17 protein-coding genes are annotated in these 20,806 nt (G+C 68.6%); 10 read left to right on the top strand and 7 right to left on the bottom strand.

Annotated elements, in window-relative coordinates:
• Window positions 1–100 precede the first annotated feature (100 nt).
• The gene (gene rpsU / locus WI697_RS21660) at window positions 101–307 is read right to left on the bottom strand and encodes a 30S ribosomal protein S21 (protein WP_014744351.1); all 207 of its coding nucleotides are present in this window, start codon (window positions 305–307) and stop codon (window positions 101–103) included.
• Between the two features lie 312 nt (window positions 308–619).
• Here rpsU and WI697_RS21655 point away from each other — a divergent pair, with 312 nt between their 5' ends.
• A complete protein-coding gene (locus WI697_RS21655; RefSeq protein WP_062768241.1) occupies window positions 620–1,291 on the top strand; it encodes a TenA family protein in 672 nt (223 codons plus the stop codon).
• Window positions 1,292–1,373: 82 nt separating this feature from the next.
• Window positions 1,374–2,147 (top strand): COQ9 family protein, encoded by a 774-nt coding sequence (locus WI697_RS21650; protein ID WP_062768244.1) that lies wholly within the window; start codon window positions 1,374–1,376, stop codon window positions 2,145–2,147.
• Window positions 2,148–2,162: 15 nt separating this feature from the next.
• On the opposite strand, the gene WI697_RS21645 is transcribed toward WI697_RS21650, so the two are convergent.
• Entirely contained in the window at window positions 2,163–3,272 is a 1,110-nt protein-coding gene (locus WI697_RS21645; RefSeq protein ID WP_062768247.1) for a 5-(carboxyamino)imidazole ribonucleotide synthase, read from the bottom strand.
• Window positions 3,273–3,313: 41 nt separating this feature from the next.
• The gene (gene purE, locus WI697_RS21640) at window positions 3,314–3,838 is read right to left on the bottom strand and encodes a 5-(carboxyamino)imidazole ribonucleotide mutase (RefSeq protein ID WP_345959891.1); all 525 of its coding nucleotides are present in this window, start codon (window positions 3,836–3,838) and stop codon (window positions 3,314–3,316) included.
• Between the two features lie 166 nt (window positions 3,839–4,004).
• On the opposite strand from purE, the gene WI697_RS21635 reads away from it, so the two are divergent.
• From WI697_RS21635 to WI697_RS21620, 4 genes are all read left to right on the top strand, one after another.
• Entirely contained in the window at window positions 4,005–4,574 is a 570-nt protein-coding gene (locus WI697_RS21635) for a TIGR02444 family protein (RefSeq protein ID WP_345959890.1), read from the top strand.
• 166 nt (window positions 4,575–4,740) lie between these two features.
• Window positions 4,741–6,471, top strand: a complete 1,731-nt coding sequence (locus WI697_RS21630) for an alkaline phosphatase family protein (RefSeq protein WP_345959889.1) — start codon at window positions 4,741–4,743, stop codon at window positions 6,469–6,471.
• Window positions 6,472–6,526: 55 nt separating this feature from the next.
• Window positions 6,527–7,504 carry an NAD(P)H-dependent flavin oxidoreductase gene (locus WI697_RS21625; RefSeq protein ID WP_014744358.1) on the top strand — a complete coding sequence of 326 codons (978 nt, stop codon included), beginning with the start codon at window positions 6,527–6,529 and terminating at the stop codon, window positions 7,502–7,504.
• Between the two features lie 40 nt (window positions 7,505–7,544).
• Window positions 7,545–8,039, top strand: a complete 495-nt coding sequence (locus tag WI697_RS21620) for a winged helix-turn-helix transcriptional regulator (RefSeq protein ID WP_345959888.1) — start codon at window positions 7,545–7,547, stop codon at window positions 8,037–8,039.
• Window positions 8,040–8,071: 32 nt separating this feature from the next.
• Here the strand turns inward: WI697_RS21620 and WI697_RS21615 are convergent, their stop codons facing one another.
• Entirely contained in the window at window positions 8,072–10,411 is a 2,340-nt protein-coding gene (locus tag WI697_RS21615) for a hypothetical protein (RefSeq protein WP_345959887.1), read from the bottom strand.
• 134 nt (window positions 10,412–10,545) lie between these two features.
• On the bottom strand, window positions 10,546–11,172 hold the full coding sequence (locus tag WI697_RS21610) for a UbiX family flavin prenyltransferase (protein ID WP_345959886.1): 627 nt from the start codon (window positions 11,170–11,172) through the stop codon (window positions 10,546–10,548).
• A 145-nt stretch (window positions 11,173–11,317) separates the two neighbouring features.
• Here WI697_RS21610 and WI697_RS21605 point away from each other — a divergent pair, with 145 nt between their 5' ends.
• Window positions 11,318–11,485 carry a YdcH family protein gene (locus tag WI697_RS21605; protein ID WP_014744362.1) on the top strand — a complete coding sequence of 56 codons (168 nt, stop codon included), beginning with the start codon at window positions 11,318–11,320 and terminating at the stop codon, window positions 11,483–11,485.
• Window positions 11,486–11,669: 184 nt separating this feature from the next.
• Here the strand turns inward: WI697_RS21605 and WI697_RS21600 are convergent, their stop codons facing one another.
• Both WI697_RS21600 and WI697_RS21595 read right to left on the bottom strand, forming a co-directional pair.
• Window positions 11,670–13,307 (bottom strand): acyl-CoA synthetase, encoded by a 1,638-nt coding sequence (locus WI697_RS21600; protein WP_345959885.1) that lies wholly within the window; start codon window positions 13,305–13,307, stop codon window positions 11,670–11,672.
• Between the two features lie 91 nt (window positions 13,308–13,398).
• Window positions 13,399–15,315: an acetate--CoA ligase gene (locus WI697_RS21595; RefSeq protein WP_345959884.1), complete on the bottom strand. Its 1,917-nt coding sequence runs from the start codon at window positions 15,313–15,315 to the stop codon at window positions 13,399–13,401.
• A 544-nt stretch (window positions 15,316–15,859) separates the two neighbouring features.
• Between WI697_RS21595 and WI697_RS21590 the strand changes: the two genes are divergently transcribed.
• From WI697_RS21590 to WI697_RS21580, 3 genes are all read left to right on the top strand, one after another.
• Window positions 15,860–17,125, top strand: coding sequence for an MFS transporter (locus tag WI697_RS21590; RefSeq protein ID WP_345959883.1), 1,266 nt, complete (start codon window positions 15,860–15,862; stop codon window positions 17,123–17,125).
• A 97-nt stretch (window positions 17,126–17,222) separates the two neighbouring features.
• Complete coding sequence (locus WI697_RS21585; protein ID WP_345959882.1) at window positions 17,223–19,334, top strand: ATP-dependent DNA helicase; 2,112 nt, start codon at window positions 17,223–17,225, stop codon at window positions 19,332–19,334.
• Window positions 19,331–20,749 carry a tetratricopeptide repeat protein gene (locus WI697_RS21580; protein ID WP_345959881.1) on the top strand — a complete coding sequence of 473 codons (1,419 nt, stop codon included), beginning with the start codon at window positions 19,331–19,333 and terminating at the stop codon, window positions 20,747–20,749. Before WI697_RS21585 ends, WI697_RS21580 begins: the two co-directional genes overlap by 4 nt.
• Window positions 20,750–20,806: the final 57 nt, after the last annotated feature.

The following is a 20,806-nucleotide window of genomic DNA, read 5'->3' as shown; positions in this document are numbered from 1 at the left end:
GAGGAGGGCGGTCTTTCGTAACGGCAGGCATGTCATGCCGTTGGCCGGTTCGGCTTCAGGGCATGCATCCGGTCGTCGGGGCGCGGAACGCGCCTGCTGCTCAGAGCAGGCCCTCGCGCTGCGCACGCTTCATCGCGAGCTTGCGGGCGCGACGAACGGCCTCCGCATCCTCACGGGCGCGCTTCTCCGACGGCTTCTCATAATGCCGACGCATCTTCATCTCGCGGAAGATGCCTTCACGCTGCATCTTCTTCTTCAGCGCGCGAAGCGCCTGGTCGACATTGTTGTCGCGAACGATGACCTGCACCAAGTCTACACCCGTCTTGTCAGTCGATTGAAACCCGGTCCGGACGTCCTCCGTCCGGGCCCGTCGCGAAGCACCGCGACAGATCACGACCACCGAAACCCTCGGCGACCATCGGCCGCCTTTGGTACCGGGGCGACGGATGAAAGTCAAACCGATTCGACCGTTGCGAAACGAAAGCCGGCACGAGTGGCCTCCCAGCCTCTCGTCCCGAGATCCCGACGGCGTGCGTGTTTGTTCGAAACCGAGTATAGGGGAAGGGGCCCACGCCGGCAAGGGCGTGTGGCCGGATCAGAAGACCCAGGGAGATGCCAGATGTCCGCCAGCCCCGCCGAGGCGCGTTTCAGCCTCAGCCTGCGTGCCGCCGCCGAGCCCGACTGGAGCGCGGTCACCGGCCACCGCTTCACCGACGAGCTGATCGCCGGCACGCTGGATGATGCGGTGCTCGCCCGTTATCTGGTTCAGGATCACCGGTTCATCGACGCATTCGTGGCCCTGCTGGGCGCGGCCATCGCCTCGGCCGACCGCTTCGAGGCGCGGATCCCGCTCTGCCGCTTCGCCGCCATGGTCACCAGCGACGAGAACGACTATTTCCTCCGGGCCTTCAAGGCACTGGGCGTGGACGAGGCGATGCGGGCGGACCTGCCCGACCACCCGGCAACCGCCACCTTCAAGGCGCTGATGGCCGAGGCGCGGCTGACGGCCGACTATGCCTGCTGTCTGGCGGTGCTGGTGGTGGCGGAATGGAGCTATCTCTCCTGGGCCGAGCGGGCCGGAGGCCGCCTGCCGCCGCGCTTCGAGCATGCCGAATGGATCACGCTCCACGACAACCCGTTCTTCCGGGAGTTCGTGGGCTGGCTGGTCTCGGAACTCGACCGGGTGGGCCCCATGCTGGATGATGCGGCCCGGGCGCGGGTCGAAGATCTGTTCCGGCGCGCGGTTTCGGCGGAACGCGCCTTCTTCGATGCGGCTTATGCGGCGGCATGACCCGTTGACGGCGCAGGCTTGCGACGCTAGCTGATCTGGCATGGTGCCGCGACGACCATGCCGATCCTGAGGGAGACGGAAGATGACCGCAGACGACGGACGTACCCGCGACCAGACGGGCGCTGACGACGAGGCCGGGGTTCTGCCGCCCTCAGATACCGAAACCGGCGGGGCGGGGGAGCTTGAAGCCGGCGTGCCGCAGCTGCTCCGCGACCGCGATGCGGTGCTGGAACAGGCGCTGCCCGATGTGCCCTTCGACGGCTGGACGGATGACCTGGTCCGTCGCGCCGGCCAGGCCGCCGGCTTCGACGCCGCCGCCACCCGCCGGCTGTTCCCGCGCGGGCGGATCGATCTGATCGTGCATTTCTGCGACTATGCCGACCGGCGGATGGCGGCGGAGCTGGAGCGGATCGATCTGCCGTCGCTGCCGATCCGCAGCCGCATCACCACCGCGGTTCTGGTGCGGCTGGAGCAGAACCTGCCCCATCGCGAGGCGATCCGCACCGCGCTCGGCCTGCTCGCCCTGCCGCAGAATGCCGCCCTCGGCCTGAAGACGCTCTATCGCACGGTCGATGCGATGTGGTGGGCGGCGGGCGACACCGCGACCGATTTCAGCTTCTACACCAAGCGCGCGACCCTGGCTGCGGTCTACAGCTCGACGCTCGCGGTCTGGCTGGACGACAGAAGCGAAGGCTTCGCCGACACCCGCGCCTTCCTGGACCGGCGGATTGCCGATGTGATGCGCATCCAGAAGGTCCGCGGCCGGGTGGAAAAGATGCTGCCCGATCCGCGCCGCTTCCTGCCCGGCGGCAGCCGCTTCGCCGGCCGCAATTCCCTGCGGATGCGGGGGCGCTGAGCCCCCGCCCGCCCGTCAGCTGCGCGCGGTGCCGAGCCGGGTGACATGCCCCATCTTGCGGCCCGGCTTGGCCTCGCTCTTGCCGTAGAGATGCAGCTTGGCGCGCGGCTCGGCCAGGATCTCGCGCCAGCGGTCGACATCGTCGCCCAGCAGGTTTTCCATTTCGGCATCGACCAGCCGCGCGGGATCGCCCAGCGGCAGGTCGGCGACCGCGCGGATGAACTGCTCGAACTGGCTGGTCGCGGCGGCGTCGAACGACCAGTGTCCCGAATTATGCGGCCGCGGCGCCATTTCGTTGACCAGCACCCGGCCGTCGCGGGTGACGAACATCTCCACCGCCAGCAGCCCCTCCAGACCGAAGGCATCGGCCAGCGCCAGCGCGATGCGCTGCGCCTCGACGGCGGTGGCCTCGGCCACCCGCGCCGGCACGCGGCTCAGATGCAGGATGCCGTTGCGATGCTCGTTCTCGGCCGGCTCGAAGCAGCGCACCTCGCCTGCGGGAGAGCGGGCGACGATGACCGAGATCTCGCAGCCGAAATCGACCATGCCTTCAAGGATCGCCGGCCGGCCACCGATCGTTGCGAAGGCGGCCTCGGCCGCGGCGCGGATGTCGCCCTCGGCCGCAATGCGGGCCTGACCCTTGCCGTCATAGCCGAGCGTGCGGGTCTTCAGGATGGCCGGCCGGCCCAGCCTCTCGATCGCGGCCACCAGCCCGTCGACATCGTCCACCCGGGCATAGGGCGCCGTGCCGATGCCCAGCCGGTTGACGAAATCCTTCTCGGACAGGCGGTCCTGGGTGGTCTCCAGCACCGTCCAGGCCGGGCGCACCGGGCGCTTCGCCGCCAGCCCGGCGACGCTTGCCGCGGGCACGTTCTCGAACTCGAAGGTCACCACATCCACGGCGGCCGCGAAGGCGTCGAGGGCGGCCGCATCATCCCAGGCCGCACGGGTCCAGGCATCGGCCACCTCGGCGGCCGGGCTTTCCGCTTCGGGGGCATAGACATGGACCTTGTAGCCCATCCGCGCGGCCGCGATCGCAGCCATCCGGCCAAGCTGTCCGCCGCCCATGATGCCGATCACCGAACCGGGGGCGAGCGGGGCGGGGGTGGTGGTGCGATCGGTCATCGGGGTCGTCCGTACAGGGTGAGGGAAGATGAGAAGGCGGCTCAGGCCTGGTCGTCGACCGGTTCCAGCGCCACGCCGTCGGTCTGCTCGGCGCGGAAGGCTTCCAGCGCCTCCAGCACGGCGGCATCGTGGTTGGCGACCACGGCGGCGGCGAGCAGGGCGGCATTCTTGGCGCCCGCCTCGCCGATCGCCAGCGTGCCGACGGGGATGCCGGCCGGCATCTGCACGATCGACAGCAGGCTGTCCATGCCGTTCAGCGCCTTGCTCTGCACCGGCACGCCGAAGACCGGCACGCTGGTCTGGGCGGCGATCATGCCCGGCAGATGGGCGGCGCCGCCGGCACCGGCGATGATGACCTGCAGGCCCCGGCCGCGCGCGGCGGCGGCGTAATCGGCCATGCGCTGCGGCGTGCGATGGGCCGAAACGATGCGCACCTCGTGCGGGATGCCGAAACGTTCCAGCAGCACCGCGGCATGGCGCATGGTGGCCCAGTCGGATTGGCTGCCCATCACGATGCCGACCAGGGGAGAGGTGGCGGCGGGCGTTCCGGCGGGCGTTCCGGTCATGAAGCCTTGTCCTTCTGTCTCTGGCGGATCGGGCCGGCGCGGCTGCCGGACCTTCAGGAGGGATCGGGGGCCGCGGATCATACAAACACCGCCCGGCCGTGTATACTCGCGCCGACGCATAAGCCCAGCACGCCCCCTCTCAAGACATTGCCGGAAGATGCGCATCATGCCCAGCCCCGTGCCTGCCCCCTCCACGCCGCAAACCCCCCTTGGCCGCCATGCCCATGCGGTTTATGGCCGGCCGTCGGCGCGCGAGGTCTGTCTTGAGGCCCAGGACGGCCATGGCGCCGATGTGGTGCTGATCCTGGCCTTCCACCATGTGGCCGCAACCGGCCGCCGGCTGGACGCGCATGGCATTGCGGCGCTGGATGCGGCAGCCGCCGGCTGGCGGGCCGAGGTGGTGCGGCCGCTGCGCGCCCTGCGCCGGCGGCTGCGCGGCGATGCCCCGGTCATGGCCGGCATGGCGGCGGATCGTGCCCGGGCGATCGGCGACGGCCTGCTCGCCCACGAGATTGCGGCAGAGACCGCCATGCTCGATGCCCTGGCACCGGTGCTGGACGGCCTCGCCCGGCCGCTCGGCGCGGGGGAAGACGGCCGCACCGCCTTTGCCCGCATGCTGGATCTCTATGGGACGCTGCTGGTGGCCCTGCCCGACGGCTGGGCCCGGGTGCGGGACGGGCTGGTGGCCAGCATGGGCCCGGCCATTCCGCGGGGGGAGACGGAAGGCCGGGCCTGATCGCGCCCCGCCTTGACCGTGCCCCGTCTTGACCGCGCCCCGTCTTGACCGCGTATGGGCTTGATCACGTATGGCGTCGGCCCATCTTCTTCCACTTCCAGGGCGTCTGCCTGCCGCCCCCGCCTTCTGCGCCCCCGCCTCCCGTGCTGCCGAGGATCGCCCCGCGGTGAGACAGCCCCCCACAAGCTTCGCTGCCGGCCTTGCCCGCCTGCTGCTGGTCTGGATCCTGGCCGGCCTGCTGGTCAACATGCCGGCGCGCTTCGATGCCTGGTTCACGCCGGCCCATTTCCGCCTGTCGGTCGAGGTGGCGGCGGTCATCCTGCTCGCCCTGGCCCTGCCGGGGGGCTTTCCCGTCACCCGCGGCAGCGGCCTGGCCCGCAGCCCGGCACAGGCCGAACGCTGGCTGCCGGGTTTCCTGCTCCGGCTGGCGGCGGCCGGTCTGGCGGCACTGGTGCTGCTGCGCGGCGCCGATCTGGTCGCCCATGCCGCCGCGGGCCGGCCGCTCGATCTCGGTCGCGATCTCTATCTGATGCCGGCGCTCTGGGATGTGCTGGCGGGTGATCCGGCGCGGCTCGCCGCCGTGCTCGGCTTCTGGATCCTGCCGGCGGTGGCGGTCTATCTGCTCGCCCGGCGCGGCCAGATCCTGGCCCGGCGCCATCTGACCGGCGGCCGCCGGCCGGCGATGACCGTCGCGGTGCTGGGCGGCATGCTGGCGCTGGGCCAGGTGGTCGGGGCCGCCAGCCAGACCGGCGGACCGGTGGGGGCGGGGGCGCTGCGGCTCGCCGCCTTCCAGGCCGATGCGTTGAAGGCACGGGCCCGGATCGAGGCGGAGCTTGCCGCGGCGGTGGCGGATGATCCCGCAGCTCACCTGCCGGGGCCGGCCCTGTTTCCGCGGCTGCGCGGCCGCGACGTGAACCTGTTCTTCATGGAAAGCTATGGCTGGTCGGCCCATCACGATCCGCGGATCCGCGATGCGGTGGGCCGGCGGCTGGCGGATCTGGGGCACAGGCTCGATGCCGCGGGCTTCCGGGTGGTGAGCGGCTGGCTGGACAGCCCCGTCGTCGGCGGCCAGTCCTGGCTGGCCCATGGCACGCTGCTTTCGGGCCTGACGCTCGACCGGCAGCGGGCCTATGACTATGCGCTCTCGGCCGGGCGCACGACGCTGGTCGATCTGTTCGGCCGCGCCGGCTGGCGGACGGTGGCGCTGATGCCGGCCATCCGCGAAACCTGGCCCGAGGCGGCCGCCTTCGGCTATGACCGGGTGATGGATGCGGCGGCACTCGACTATCGCGGCCCGGCTTTCGGCTGGCCGACGGTGCCGGATCAGTATGCGCTGGACCGCTATGCCGCCGAGGAACAGGCACCCGTCGACCGGCCGCCGCTCTTCCTCGAATTCGCCATGATCACCAGCCATCACCCCTGGGGGCCGCTGCCGCCGCTGCTCGACGACTGGTCGATGGCGGGCGCCGCCGGCGGGTGGATCTTCGAGACCGCGGCCCCGCCCGAGGGCCAGCCCTTTGCCCGCGACACGGCCGTCTGGGCGGAACGCTATGCCAATGCGCTGGACTATACCCTGGCCCTGGTCGGCCGCTGGGCCGTGGAGCGCATGCCGGAAGATGCCCTGATGATCGTGGTCGGCGACCACCAGCCGCCGCTGGTCACCCCGGCCGATGCCCCGCACAGCGTGCCGATCCATGTGATCGCCCGCGATGCCGGCCTGATCCGCGCCTTCCAGGCCGAGGGGCTGACCCCCGGTCTGACGCTTGCCGCCGATGCGCCGGTCCGGCCGATGGCGGCCTGGCGCGACCTGATGATCCGCGCCACCCGTGATGCCGTGCCGCCCGTCGCGGGCTTGCCTTCCGTCGCGCCCGGAGATAGCTTCGAAAATCGAAGCTAAATGACACGGGGGCCATCGAAGGCCCCGGTCCTGAACGGGAAGGCAGGAACGCCTCATGAAGACGCGCATCACGGAACTGCTGGGCATCCGGCATCCGATCATCCAGGGCGGCATGCATTATGTGGGCTTCGCCGAACTGGCAGCCGCAGTGTCGAATGCCGGTGCGCTCGGCATCATCACCGGCCTGACTCAGAAGACGCCCGAGCTTCTGGCGCGCGAGATCGCGCGGGCCCGCGAGATGACCGACCAGCCCTTCGGCGTGAACCTGACCTTTCTGCCGACCTTCCAGGCGCCGCCCTATCCGGAATACATCCAGGCGATCGTCGAAGGCGGGGTGAAGATCGTCGAGACGGCCGGCCGCAGCCCCGAGGCCTATATGCCGGCGCTGAAGGCGGCGGGGATCAAGGTGATCCATAAATGCACCTCGGTCCGCCATGCGCTGAAGGCCGAGAAGATCGGCTGCGACGCGGTCAGCGTCGACGGCTTCGAATGCGGCGGTCATCCGGGTGAAGACGACATCCCCAACATGATCCTGCTGCCGCGGGCGGCGGAAGAGCTGACCATCCCCTTCGTCGCCTCGGGCGGCATGGCCGATGCGCGCAGCCTGGTGGCGGCGCTGGCGCTGGGCGCCGACGGCATGAACATGGGCACCCGCTTCATCGCGACCAAAGAGGCGCCGGTCCACGAGAACGTCAAGCAGGCGATCGTGGCCGCGACCGAACTCGATACCCGCCTGGTCATGCGCCCGCTGCGCAATACCGAGCGCGTGCTGGCCAACGCCGCGGTCGACCGGCTGGTCGAGATCGAGCGCGAAAAGGGAGCCGACCTCAAGATCGACGACATCCACGATCTGGTGGCCGGCGTCTATCCGCGGGTGATGATCGAGGGTGAGATGGATGCCGGCGCCTGGAGCTGCGGCATGGTCGCCGGCCTGATCCACGACGTGCCGAGCTGTCAGGAGCTGATCGACCGGATCATGTCCGAGGCCGAAGGCCTGATCAATCAGCGCCTCGCCGGCATGATCGCCGGCTGATATCCGGGCCGGGAGGAGAGCACGCGGGAGGGGGAGCACGGTGGCGCGGGAACCGCTCGATCGGATGAATTGCAGCATCGCCCATGCGCTCGACGTGGTGGGGTCGATCGACGGTTTCCTGATCCTGCGCAACGCCTTCAACGGCATGCGCACCTTCGACGCCTTCCAGGACCATCTGGGCCTGTCGTCGAGCGTGCTCTCCACCCGCCTGAAGCAGATGACCGAGGCGGGCATCCTGCGCAAGACCCCGTCGCCCACCGACGGCCGGTCCTATGAATACCGCCTGACCGAACAGGGGCTCGGCCTCTATCCGGTGATGGTGGCGCTGCTCCATTGGGGCGAGCGCTGGACCCCGGATCCCGGCGGCGAGCGCATGTTTCTGACCGAAACCGCCACCGGCCGCCCGGTGGCGCAGATGGCGGTCCGCTCCGAAGACGGCCGCCCCCTCCGCCCGCAGGAAATCACCGCCGTGGCGGGACCGGGGGCGGACGACAAGATCCGGCAACTGGTGGGGTGGCGGCGCCGGCAAGGCTGACACCGCCACCCGGATGGCGCGACAGGAGCCGATCAGGCCTCGATGGCCCCCCAGTTCTTGTAGACGGCACGCGTGCCGAGATGTTCCCAGGTGACGCCGCCGTCGCTGGCAGTGCCCGAGGTGTGCGTCGGCGGCGTGGTGCCGGTGGTGCCGTCTGTGGTGGCCTTGTAGGCCTTGGTGCCGTTATAGCGCAAGTCACCGATCGCGACCGTTTCGCCCGTCGCCCAGGCGAACTGCACCATGTGACCGCTGGTCACCACCACCCAGCCGATGTTGCCGCCAGCCGCCGGGTTCAGTCTGAAGCGGATGTCGCCCCGCTTCACTTCGGTGTTCCAGAGCCAGGGAGAGGCGGCGATGTCGACATGCCGCAGTTCATGCCACATGCCCAGCTGCATGCCGTTGATGAAGCGCGGCGTGCCTGACCAGTTGGCGTCGGAGTCGAGCGTCGGGATCAGACGCCGGGTCTCAGGCGTTTCAAGATTGGAAGCCCCCTCGTAATACCGAACCCGCATATGGGGCTGCCCGTCGATGACGGTCAGTTCGCCGTTGCGCAGGGTGAGCGGGGCGGTGGTGTTGTGCCCGCCCATGTCGATCAGCAGGCCGTCGCGTCCATAAGGGGCTGAAACCGTCGCCTGATGCAGGGCCTCCGTCGGACGGACGCCGATCGACCAGCTGCCGTAGATATTCCATTCATTCACCGGTGCTGCCGGGTCTTTGGGGTTGAAACCCGACGGCTCGGTGATCGAAAAGGGAAGCTTTTCCAGGAAGTAGCGGGTGCTCGAGGCAACACCTGCCAAGGCGACCCGGTTATCACGGAGATTGGCATCGTCTTCCAGATACATCAGCCAGACGCCCGGAATGGCCGTCCAGGTGATGGTGCCGTCGGTCACCTGTCCGCCAGGGACCAGTGGCCAGTCGGGTTCGATGGTCGATGTCTGGCCACTCTGAGTGGCGCTATACATCAGGCCCGTCGCCGTGCCGAGTGGCGGGATCACCATGGCCTGCTTGCCGGCCGCGATGGTGAACGTCCGCCCGGCGCTCCAGCGCGCGATATCGCCGCCCACACCTTCACCGCGAACCGAAATCTTCGATTCCTGGAGCCGGGCACTTACCAGCAGGCCGCAGCGCAGCGCCTCACCGCCGGTGTTGCGTGAATTGGTCGAGGACAGATAGACGCTCAGATCGATCTCGCCGTTATAGAGCGTGGCGGTCGCGTTGCCTTCCTGACCGGGGTTACGCCGGACCTCGATACCGACGGACTCGAGCGACGTGTCCCAGGGCATCTCGCAATGGACATGCCTGACGACACGGCAGCCGTGGAAGGATCCGTTGGCCTCTCTGGTTTCAAAGAGGACGCCGCGAACGGTGTTGGCGGTGACGCAGTCTTCAAAGATGGTGTATTCGCTGTACAGAAATTCCTTCGGGTCGCCGAAATCCGGTGGCAGACCAAAATCCGGGACCCCGTTCAGGAAGTGGATGGAGATGTCCGCCGGATGGGCGTAGTCCGACACGCGGATGCGCTGGTTGACGGTGAACATGGCGCCGGTGACACAGATGCCGGTGTGGCCACCGGTCACGCCGGCCTTTTTGATGACCGAGAAGTCGCGAATGCCCCAGCCGCGCGGGCAATCCCGATTTTTGAGCGTGTCCAGGGTTTCGAGCATCAGGCAGTACTGATGGCCGCCGGTGTGGACCAGCATGGTGACGCTGGTACCGCTGCCTTCGAGAACCGTCTTGTTGATACGGTGTCCGCCCGCGAGAGGGATCTCACCCTGGGGCAGGATCACATGGCGAGAGGCGGCGAGCGCCCTGTTCAGGGCCGCCGAATTGACGACGCCCTCGGAACTGGTCAGGCTGCGCGGGCGGCAGCCATACCAGGCGGCATAGATCGGCCCTTCGAAGCTTCGCCGCCAGCGGCCGGGGCTGGTGCCGGCGACCGCGTCGGGTTTGACCAGGATACCGTCGTCATCGGCTGCGGTTGAAGCGGGATCGTAGACGAACCAGCCGCCACCACCATCACCGGGCAGGTCGTGGCCGTGGACATAGACCGCGCCGCTCAGCACCGGCCAGGCTCTCAACCCATCCAGATGAGCGGGATATTCGACACCGCCACCGACCGGGTCGGCCGACCAGATCAGGGTGCCGTCGGTACGGCCGAGCCGGGCGGCTGCCGGGGCATCATCCAGCCAGATCTCGGGGAAACGGCCATCCGCGTCGGACAGGATCGGATGGCTGTGGGTGGCGGTATGGGCGGCATCGACCCAGGCCGTCTTGGGCGTGGTGGTGCCGGCATCGAACAGATGAAGCCGGGTGAACGGGTAGGGCGTGCCGTTGCCATCGACCGGGACGGGGATCGGCAGGACGAACTTCATGGGGCAAACTCCCGCTGTAAATGCTGGCCGAAGGCCTCCGTTCCAGGCTGGCGCGGAATACCTTCGGATGCGGGAGTCAGGCTAAGTGCCGACAGGTTTCGTGTAAAAATCTGTTATGTTGCAACATGTTGCATCTATAGATCAGCCTGTGCCTTATCCGGAGTGGCTGCCGTCTCCCCCCACCGCTTCAGCCCCGGCGTGTCGATGTCGAAGAGGTCCAGCACCCGGCCGAGGGTGTGGTCGATCATCGCCTGCAGGCTGTCGGGCTTTGCATAGAAGGCCGGCACCGGCGGGGCGATGATGGCGCCGGCTTCGGCGGCCTGGGTCATGGCGCGCAGATGGCCCAGATGCAGCGGGGTTTCGCGGACCATCAGCACCAGCCGGCGGCGTTCCTTCAGCACCACATCGGCGGCCCGGGTCAGAAGGCCGGTGGTGTTGCCATAGGCGATTTCTGACAGGCTGCGGATCGAGCAGGGGGCGACCACCATGCCCAGCGTGCGGAACGAGCCGCTGGAGATCGCGGCGCCCACATCGCGCGGATCATGGACCGTGTGGGCCAGCGCCTTTACCTCGGCGATGCGCAGATCGGTTTCATAGGCGACCGTCATCTCGGCCGCCTTGCTCATCACCAGATGGCTCTCGATTCCGGCCGATTTCAGCAACTGCAACAGGCGGATACCGTAGACGACGCCCGAGGCGCCCGAGATGCCGACGATCAGACGGCGGGGCCCGGGCCGGCCCATGCCATTCATTGCCGTCATCGAACCGTCATCAGGGGGGTTGAAGCCGTCCGTCGTCATATCCACGTAACTTTCTGAGGGGTCGCCCTGTGTAAGGGATCGGGCCGTGCCACGGGACGTGGCCGCCTGTCCCGGTCCAAGATGGTATTGCGCAACGGAGGTGTCCATGAGCGTTCAGGCGCGTGTCGAAGCCTTGAAGCAGAAGCATGCCGCTCTCGACGAGGCGTTGCACAGCGAGTACATCCGACCGAAGCCCGACGACCACGCGATCGCCGAGCTGAAGCGCAGCAAGCTGAAAGTCAAGGAAGAGATCTCGCGGCTGGAGATCAACTGACCGGTAGACCCGCCTATCCGAGGCCGTAGTGCCCGCCGGCGGGATGCCGGCCTGCGCTGCGGCGATCAGGCCGCGGCCGCCCAGCGCCGATACGGCCGATGAAGACCCCCGCGATCCCGCGAAACCCCTGCCGCCCGGATAGGACGGCAGGGGTTTTCGTATGTCCGGGCCGGCTGTCGGCGTCTTACAGCCCTCGCGCGCGTTCGCGCAGCACGAATTTCTGCACCTTGCCGGTCGAGGTCTTGGGCAGGTCGGTGAAGACGAAGGTCTTGGGCAGCTTGAAGCGGGCCAGGTGCTTCGCGCAGTGCTCGCGGATCTCGGCTTCGGTGGCGGTGGAATCCGGCTTCAGGGTGATGAAGGCGCAGGGCGTCTCGCCCCATTTCTCGTCGGGCCGGGCCACGACCGCGGCTTCCATCACGGCCGGATGGCTGTAGAGCACCTCTTCGACCTCGATCGAGGAAATGTTCTCGCCGCCCGAAATGATGATGTCCTTCGACCGGTCCTTGAGTTCGATATAGCCGTCGGGGTGCATCACACCCAGATCGCCGGAATGGAACCAGCCGCCGGCGAAGGCCTTGTCGGTGGCAGACTTGTTCTTGAGGTAGCCCTTCATGGTGATGTTGCCGCGCATTATCACCTCGCCCATCGTCTGCCCGTCGGCCGGTACCGGTTCCAGGGTTTCCGGATCGGCGACCGTCAGCCCCTGCTGCAGGGCGTAGCGCACGCCCTGGCGGGCCTTGATCCGGGCGCGTTCCTCCAGCGGCTTCGCATCCCATTCGGGCTTCCATTCGCAGACCACCACCGGGCCGTAGACCTCGGTCAGGCCATAGACATGGGTGATCTCGAAGCCCATCGCCTCCATGCCCGCGATCACCGAAGAGGGCGGGGCGGAGGCCGCAGTCATCATCTGGATCTTGTGGTCGAAATTCCGCTTCACCTCGGCGGGCGCATTGACCAGCAGCCCGAGCACGGTGGGCGCACCGCAGAGATGGGTGACGCCGTGGGTCTCGATCGCATCGAAGATCGCCTTGGCTTCAACCCGGCGCAGGCAGACCTGGGTGCCCGCGGCCGCGACCATGGTGTAGGGGAAGCACCAGCCCGAGCAGTGGAACATCGGCAGGGTCCAGAGATAGACCGAGCCCTTGGGCAGATCCCAGGTCAGGATGTTGTTGACCCCGTTCATCCAGGCACCGCGATGGCTGTAGACCACGCCCTTGGGATCGCCCGTGGTGCCCGAGGTATAGCCCAGCGAAATCGACTGCCATTCGTCGGCCGGCATCTGCCAGGCATAGTCGGGGTCGCCTTCGGCCAGCAGGGCCTCGTATTCGATCTCGCCCAGGAACTCGCCATGGGTGATCGCCGGATCGTCGATGTCGATCACCAGCGGCCTGTCGTCCAGCAGCTCCAGCGTGGCCTTGATCACGCCGCTGAATTCGCGGTCGGTGAACAGCACCTTGGTTTCGGCATGCTTCAGGATGAAGGCCAGCGCTTCCGGATCGAGCCGGATGTTCAGCTCGTTCAGCACCGCCCCGGTCATCGGCACGCCGTAATGGGCTTCCAGCATGGCAGGGGTGTTGGGCGCCATGATCGAGACCGTGTCGCCATAGCCGATGCCCCGCGCCGCCAGCGCCGAGGCCAGGCGCCGGCAGCGGGCATAGAGTTCGCGATAGGTCCAGCGCTGATCGCCATGGATCACCGCCACCCGGTCGGGATGGACGTCGGCCGTGCGCTCCAGCAGCGAGAGCGGGGTCAGCGGCTGATAATTCGCCGGGTTGCGATCGAGGTTGGTGTCGTATTTCGACGGGGTGCTCTCGGCCGACATGGGGCGGTCTCTCCGGATGGTCCTGAAAACCTGAAGGCGCGACCACCCGCAAGGCAGTCGCGCCCGGATCGCTATAATTCCGCAGAGCGGATCATTCGTCGAGGGTCGAGGTGTCGCCCTCGGGCAGGCCCAGCTCGCGGGCCTTGAGCAGGCGCCGCATGATCTTGCCCGACCGGGTCTTGGGCAGCTTGTCGACGATCACCAGTTCCGAGGGCTGGGCGATCGGGCCCAGATCCTCGCGGACATGGGCGACCAGCTTCGCCACCAGGGCCTGATCGCCGGTTTCGCCGGCGCGCACCACCACGAAGGCCTTGATCTTCTCGCCCTTCAACTCGTCGGGCAGGCCGACCACGGCGGCCTCGGCGACGGCCGGATGGCCGACCAGAGAGCTTTCGACATCGGCGGTGCCGATGCGGTGGCCAGCAACGTTGATCACGTCGTCGGACCGGCCGAGCAGGGCGATATAGCCTTCATCGTCCCGCACCGCCAGATCGCCGGTGACATAGCCGCCGAGGCGCTCCGACCAATAGCTGGCATAGCGCCTGGGGTCGCCCCAGACCGTACGCAGCATGTAGGGCAGGGGCTTTTCCACCACGAACAGCCCGCCCTGACCATTGGGGACGTCGGCTCCGGTCTCGGGGTCGACGATGCGGGCGAGCAGTGTCGGCATGGCGATGCCGGCGCGGCCGGGGCGGGTGGCCATGGCCGGATAGGTGCCGAGCATCGGGCTCGCCACCTCGGTCTGGAAGAAGTTGTCGACGCAATGCGCAAAGGCCTCGCCGTCATCCGACAGGATCTCGCGCTGCGCCCAGGACCAGGCCTCGGGGTTCAGCGGTTCACCCGCACAGGCCATGACCTTCAGGCTGCGGCGGGAGTATTTCTTCACGAAATCGCTGCCGAACCGCATCCACATCCGCACCGCCGTGGGTGCCGTGAACATTTCGGTCACCCCGAAGCGGTCGACCACGTCCCAGGTGACGCCGGCATCCGGGTAGTCGGGCGTGCCCTCGCGGATGATCTGATGGCAGCCGACCAGCATCGGGCCATAGGCGATGTAGGAATGGCCGACGATCCAGCCGATATCCGACAGCGACCACCAGACCGAATCCTGCGTCACGCCGAAGAAGGTGCGGATCAGCGTGTCGCAGCCGACCATATAGCCGCCATGGACATGGACCACGCCCTTGGGCGCGCCGGTCGTGCCCGAGGTGTACAGGATGAAGAGGGGGTCTTCCGCCTCCATCTCCTCGGCCTCGATGAAGTCGGGCTGATGGGCGATGAGGGACGCAAAATCGACCTCGCCGGCCGCAACCTCGCGACCCGTGCGCGAGAGCACCACGACATGATCCAGCTTCGGCGCGTCGTCGCCCGCAAGCGCGCGGTCGACGATGCCCTTCAGGTCGACGATCTTGCCCCGCCGCCAGGTGGCGTCGGAAACCAGCACCACTTTCGCGCCGCTGTCCTGGATGCGCTTTTTCAGCGCACCTTCGCCCATGCCGGCATAGACCATGGAATGCACCGCGCCGATGCGCGCGCAGGCATGCATCGAGAACACGCCTTCCGGGGTCAGCGGCATGTAGATGACCACCCGGTCGCCGCGGGCGACGCCCAGGCTTTTCAGCCCGTTGGCGATGCGGCAGACCTCGGCCAGCGCCTCGGCATAGGTGAAGCTGCGCTCTTCGCCGTTTTCCGAGACGAAGGTCATGGCCTTGGCATCGCCGCGCCCCGCCTGCACATGGCGGTCCAGGCAGTTGATCGAGATGTTGGTGCGCCCGCCGGTGAACCACTGATGGTCCGGCATCTCGAAGCGGCAGACCTCGTCCCAGGGCTTCGTCCAGGTCAGGCTCTGCGCCCGCTCCGCCCAATAGGCCAGCGGGTCGGCATTGGCGGCGGCGACATAGGCCTTGGGATCCTTGACCGTCGCGGCCTCGACGACACGCGCCGGCGGATCGAAGCGTTCGGTGACGGTCAGCAGCGCGGCGATCTTGGCGGCGGCCTGATCGGACATGGTCGTTTCCCCCTGGCTGCGGACGGCTTGCGCCTGGATGCAATAATTATCGGGATGCCCGGGCCATCGTCCGCGTAATTTCCCACCGGGTCCCGTTGAAAGAGTTGATCGGGTAAAACATGGTTCAAGTCAAGGGTGTGGACCCCCTCCGATGGTCGGGGGGCCGGCCGCCCCTGCAGACATGCGTCCGCGGGAGGGGCCGGATCACAGCATTCATGCATCACATATCTTGAAATTAAATTATAATGAATAAGCCAAAGAAAAAATCTACTTGCGTGTTCACTCATAGAACGACATGATCATTCTGTCGCGGCCATCTCCTTCGTCCCCGCCGCGGCTCGTTTCCGGGAGTTAGCCGGCCGATCAGCGGTTGATCGGCCGGCCTTTTTTGCGTGATGCGACGGGGGCCGAGGGCAAGTTGGGCTTCGCCTTGCCCGAAGATGGACGGGGGTATGGGATCGCGGCCGGCATTGAGATGATGACGAAGCTTGCCCGCCGCGGCTAAATGCCGCGCAGTTTCATCTCTCGCGGAGCCTCCCGCCCCATGTCCGCCGCCTCTCCATTGCCGCGTCAGCCCGGTTTCGGCCTGGCTGCCTGGACCGTCGTGATCATCGGTTTCCTGTCGCTCGGCCTCGCCTTCTCGACCCGCGCGGCGCTGGGCCTTGCCATGCCGGTCTGGGAACAGGCGGAAGGCTGGAGCCGGACCGAGGTGTCCAATGCCGGCGCGCTCGCCCTGGTGGTGATGGCCCTGCTGGCGCCGACCGCCGGCCTTCTGACCGACAGCCATGGCCCCCGCCGCCTGCTGGGTGCCGGGCTGGTGATGGTGGCCGCCGCGGCCGGGCTGATCTCTCTGGCCGACGGGCCGGTGATGCTGATCCTGGCCTTTTCGGTGGTGGGCGGCATCGGTTTCGGCGCGGTGGCGACCCATGTGGTGGCGACCGCGGTGGCGCTGATGGTGCCGGCCGCCCGACGCGGCTTCGCCACCGGCATCGCGACCGCCGGCGCCACGGCCGGGCAGCTTGCCCTGGTGCCGATCCTGTCGGTCTGGATGACGGCGGATGACTGGCGCACCGGCTTCATCGGTCTCGCCATAGCGGCCGGCGTGGCGGCCGTGGCGGCCTTCGTGCTGCTGCCCCGCGCCCGTGCCGCGGCGGCGGCCCCTGGGGGTGCGGCACCGGCTGTCGAGCCCATGGGCCGGCGGATCGGCTTCCTGGCCACCAACCCGGTCTTCCACGCGCTGTTCTGGAGCTTTTTCATCTGCGGCATCACCACCTCGGGCGTGATCGAGGTGCATCTGATGCCCTATGCCGCACTCTGCGGCTTTCCGCCGCTGCCCTCGGCCACGGCCTATGGCGTGCTTTGCGCGGTCAATCTGGGTGGCATGATCCTGGCGGGCCATCTGGGGGACCGGATCGATCGCGGCCGGCTGCTGGCGGTGATCTATGCCGGCCGGGCGGCGGCGCTGGTGCTGCTGGTGTTCATCGGCGACGATTACGGCCTGCTGCTGATCTTCGCGGTGCTGTTCGGCCTGTTCGACTATTCGACCGTCGCCCCCACGGCCGGGCTGGTCGCCGACCGTCTGGGGCTGCACCGGATGGGTCTGGCCATGGGGCTGCTTTCGGCCGGCCATTCGCTCGGCGCCGCGCTCGGCGCCTGGGCGGGCGGGCGCATCTTCGCCGCAACCGGCGACTATGCCGGGCTCTGGTATGGGGCCGCCGCCCTGTCGGGAGTGGCGGTGCTGATCGTGCTCACCCTCGCGCGGCCGCGCGGCCGGGATCTGCGCCCGGGGCGCGCGGCGCTGCCGGCCTGACGCGTGGTCACCTGCGCTCGATTTCGTGTCACGCAGCTTCCCCGCCGCCCCGTCCGGCGACTATGCTGGGGCCGACCGGAATGCGATGACAGGCGAGATGACCAGACCGAGCGACGCGACGCCCATCAGACTGACACCGGATCAGGCGGCGGCGCTCGATGCGATCGAGGGCTTCCTGCGGGATGACGGGCTGGATGCCTTCATCCTGCGGGGCGGGGCCGGCACCGGCAAGACGGCGCTGATCGCGGCCCTGGTCGGCCGTCTGGCGGCACGGAACCTGTCACCGGCCCTTGTCGCCCCCACGGGGCGGGCCGCACGGATCCTTACCCACAAGGTCGGCCGGATGGCCGGTGGCGAGGCGGCCACGGCCGTGACCATCCACCGTGCGATCTATGCCCTCGACCGCATCGAGGTGAACGAAGACGCGGTCTCCGAGACCGATCCCGGCCTCAGGATGATCTTTCCGCTGCAGGGCGAGGAGGCGGTCGCCCCGCTGATCGTGGTCGACGAGGCCTCGATGGTCGGCGATCGCGAGATGCAGGGCGATCTGCTGCGCTTCGGTTCAGGCCGGTTGCTGGCCGATCTGATTGCCTTCTGCCGCATGCGGCGACCGGGGCGCGCGGGGGACCGGCTGGCGAAACTGCTCTTCGTCGGCGACCCCGCCCAGCTGCCGCCGGTGGGGGAGGAAACCTCGCCCGCGCTCGATGCCGGTTATCTGGCCGCGACCTTCGGGCTGCAGGTCGCCGGTTTCGATCTGGCGGTGGTGCTGCGTCAGGCCGAGGGCAGCGCCATCCTGAACCGGGCGACCCGGATCCGCGAGGCGCTGGCGGCCGGGCGGTTCGATACCCTCTCGCTCAGGCCCGATGCCACAGAGATCGTGGAGGTGGGTGCCGCCGGTGCCGTCGGGCTGATCGTGGGCGGCATTCATGCGCGCGACCAGGTGGTGGCCGTGGTCGCCTCCAACGCCACCGCGCTCGACTATAATCGCAGTGTCCGCGAACGGCTGTGGGGGGATGCCGCCCTGCCGGCGCAGCCGGGTGACACGCTGCTGGTCAACCGCAATTCGCGCCGCCATGGCCTCAGCAACGGCGATGTGGTGAAGGTGCTGTCGGTCGACCAGACGGCCGAGACCGTGCCGGTGCCGCTGGCCGGCGGCCATCTGATCACCCTGCGCTTCCGGCAAGCGGTGGTGGCGCATCGCGAGGGCGACGGGACGGTCGTCCGCACCCGCTGTCTGCTGCTCGAAAACCTGCTCGACCAGCCGGGGCGCGATCTTGCCCCGCTGGAACAGCGGGCCCTGCTGGTCCATTTCCGCACCCGCCATCCGGATCTGTCTCCGAAATCTGCGGCCTTCCGGCAGGCGATCGTCGAAGACCCCTATGTCAACGCGCTCCAGGTCAAATACGGCTATGCGATGACCTGCCACAAGGCGCAGGGCGGGGAGTGGCAGACGGTTCTGGTCCATTTCGCCCCCGGCCGCGGCCAGCGCAACCCGGCCTTCTTCCGCTGGGCCTATACCGCCGTCACCCGGGCGGTGGGCCGGCTGATCCTGGTCAACCCGCCCGATTTCGGCCCGGCGGATATCTGGGCACCCGATCCGGCACCGGCGGCCACGGCCGATGGCCCGGCCGAGGATCCGCGGGCGGATCCCGACTGGCATCGCCTGTCCTTTCCCGCTGCCGCCGCCCCGCTGATGCCGGTCCACCGCCGGCTGCGCGCCTTCTGGGCGGCCCGGGGCATCACGATCGACGGCCTGCAGCATCTTCAGTATTGCGAGCGCTACACCCTGGCCCGCGAGGGCCGGCGGGTCATGGTGCAGTATCATTACAACGGAAAGTTCCAGCCCGGCCGGGCCGGCATGGCGCCGGGCGGCGGGGATGCCGCACTTGCTGAGGAGGCGCTCGCGGCCTTCCGGCCGGCGGCGGACGGCACGGCCGAAGGTGGACAGCCGGCCTTCATCCGGGATTTCCTCGTCGAACTGGATGCGGCGCTGGCGGGGACCTCCATCCGGCGCACCGGCCAGAAGCCGATGCCCTATCGCCTGCGCATCGCGCTCGCCGATGCCACCCGCAGGGGCGAGATCGATGTCATCCACGATGCCCGCCAGAACTGGACGGCGGTTCAGGAAGTGGGCGGCCCGGGGGCGACCGGCGGGCTGTGCGACGATCTGCGCCGCTTGATGACCGACCGGATCGGACGCGGCGCATGAGCGCGCGGGAGATTTTCGCCCTGCGCCGCCAGGGCCGCCAGGCCGAGGCGCTGGATCTGGCGCGCCGCGCCCATGCCGGGGCGGGCGAGGGTGCCCCCGACATCTGGCTGCTGCGCGCCTATGCCTGGGTGCTCTACGACCGGATCCGACAGGCGGTGGATGCGCACGAGGCCGGGCGTCTCTCCCCCACGGCGCTTCATGCTGAGATTTCGCCGACCTTGCGCGAATTCTCACGCATGGCCGATCCGCTCCGGCGCGACAGCGCCTTTTCGCAGGTCCTGCGTCTGGCCGGCAAGGTTTCGGGCGTCTGGCCCGACTTCCTGTCCTTCGCCCACTGGGCCGGCATCGACGATTTCACCTGGGACGACCACAAGCCCTTCGTCGACGAGACCGGCCGCAAGCTCGATGATCTGCGCACCCGCTTCGTCCGGGCGGTCTGTCGTGCCACGGTGGCGAAGGCCGGCGCCGAAGGCCCGGAGGCGGCATCCCTGGCCTGGGGGCGGGAGGTTCTGGACCGGGCGCTGGAGGGCGCACCCGACGATCAATGGCTGAACTATTACCGCAGCAGGCTGCACCTCGCCGATGGCGAGACCGCCCCGGCGAGCCGCCGCCTGATCCCGGTGCTGCGCCGTCAGGGGCGGGCGGCCTGGGTCTGGGGTCTGCTGGGCGAGATCCTGGAAGAGGCCGGCGCGCGGAGCGATGCCCTGATCTGCCTGATCCATGCGACCCGTCTTGCCCGCGAGGAACAGGAGCTGGGCCAGCTGCGCATCCGCCTGGCCCGGCTGCTGGCGCTCGACAGCCGCTTCGACGAGGCGGCGGAACAGCTGCGCCAGGCGACGCGGTATCGCGAGCAGCACGGCTATCGCATCCCGCCGGACCTGGCGGCCTTCTGCGCGGCCGACTGGTTCGCCGCCGCGGTACCGCGTGCGCCGGCCCCGGTCGATGCCGAAGCCGAGGCGCTGCTGCGCGGGTTGGAACGGGCAAATCTCGGCTACAGCCCGGGCGTGATCGACCATGTCAACACGGCCAAGGCGTTGAGCTATGTGGCGACCGGTGTGACCAGCGGCTTCGTTCTGCCCCATGGCCGGTTTCCGGCGATCAGGACGCTGCCGCCGGGTACGGTGGTGGAGGTGGGCCATGCCACGGCCGACGGGCCGGCGATCGACTGGCGCCCCTCTGCGGCCGACACGCTGCCGGGCTTGTGCGAGCGCTTCACCGGTGTGCTGGACCGCCAGGAGGATCAGGCCTTCGCCTTTCTGCGCAGCCCCGGGGGCGATGTCTTCGTGCCACCCGATCTTGCGGCCGGGATCGCGATCGGCAGCTGGCCGGGCCGGAGCTGCCTTGCGATCCGGCGCACCGACAAAAGGGGCCGCACCGGCTGGCGGGCCGTGCGGCTTTGGGAGCCTGGCGCATAAACCGGATCAGCCATAAACCAGACGGGCGGCACCCGCGAAGGTGCCGCCCGTCTGAAA

Origin of the sequence: Tistrella mobilis (assembly GCF_039634785.1) — a bacterium.
Lineage (GTDB): Bacteria > Pseudomonadota > Alphaproteobacteria > Tistrellales > Tistrellaceae > Tistrella > Tistrella mobilis.
This window is presented reverse-complemented; position numbering and strand designations above follow the sequence as displayed.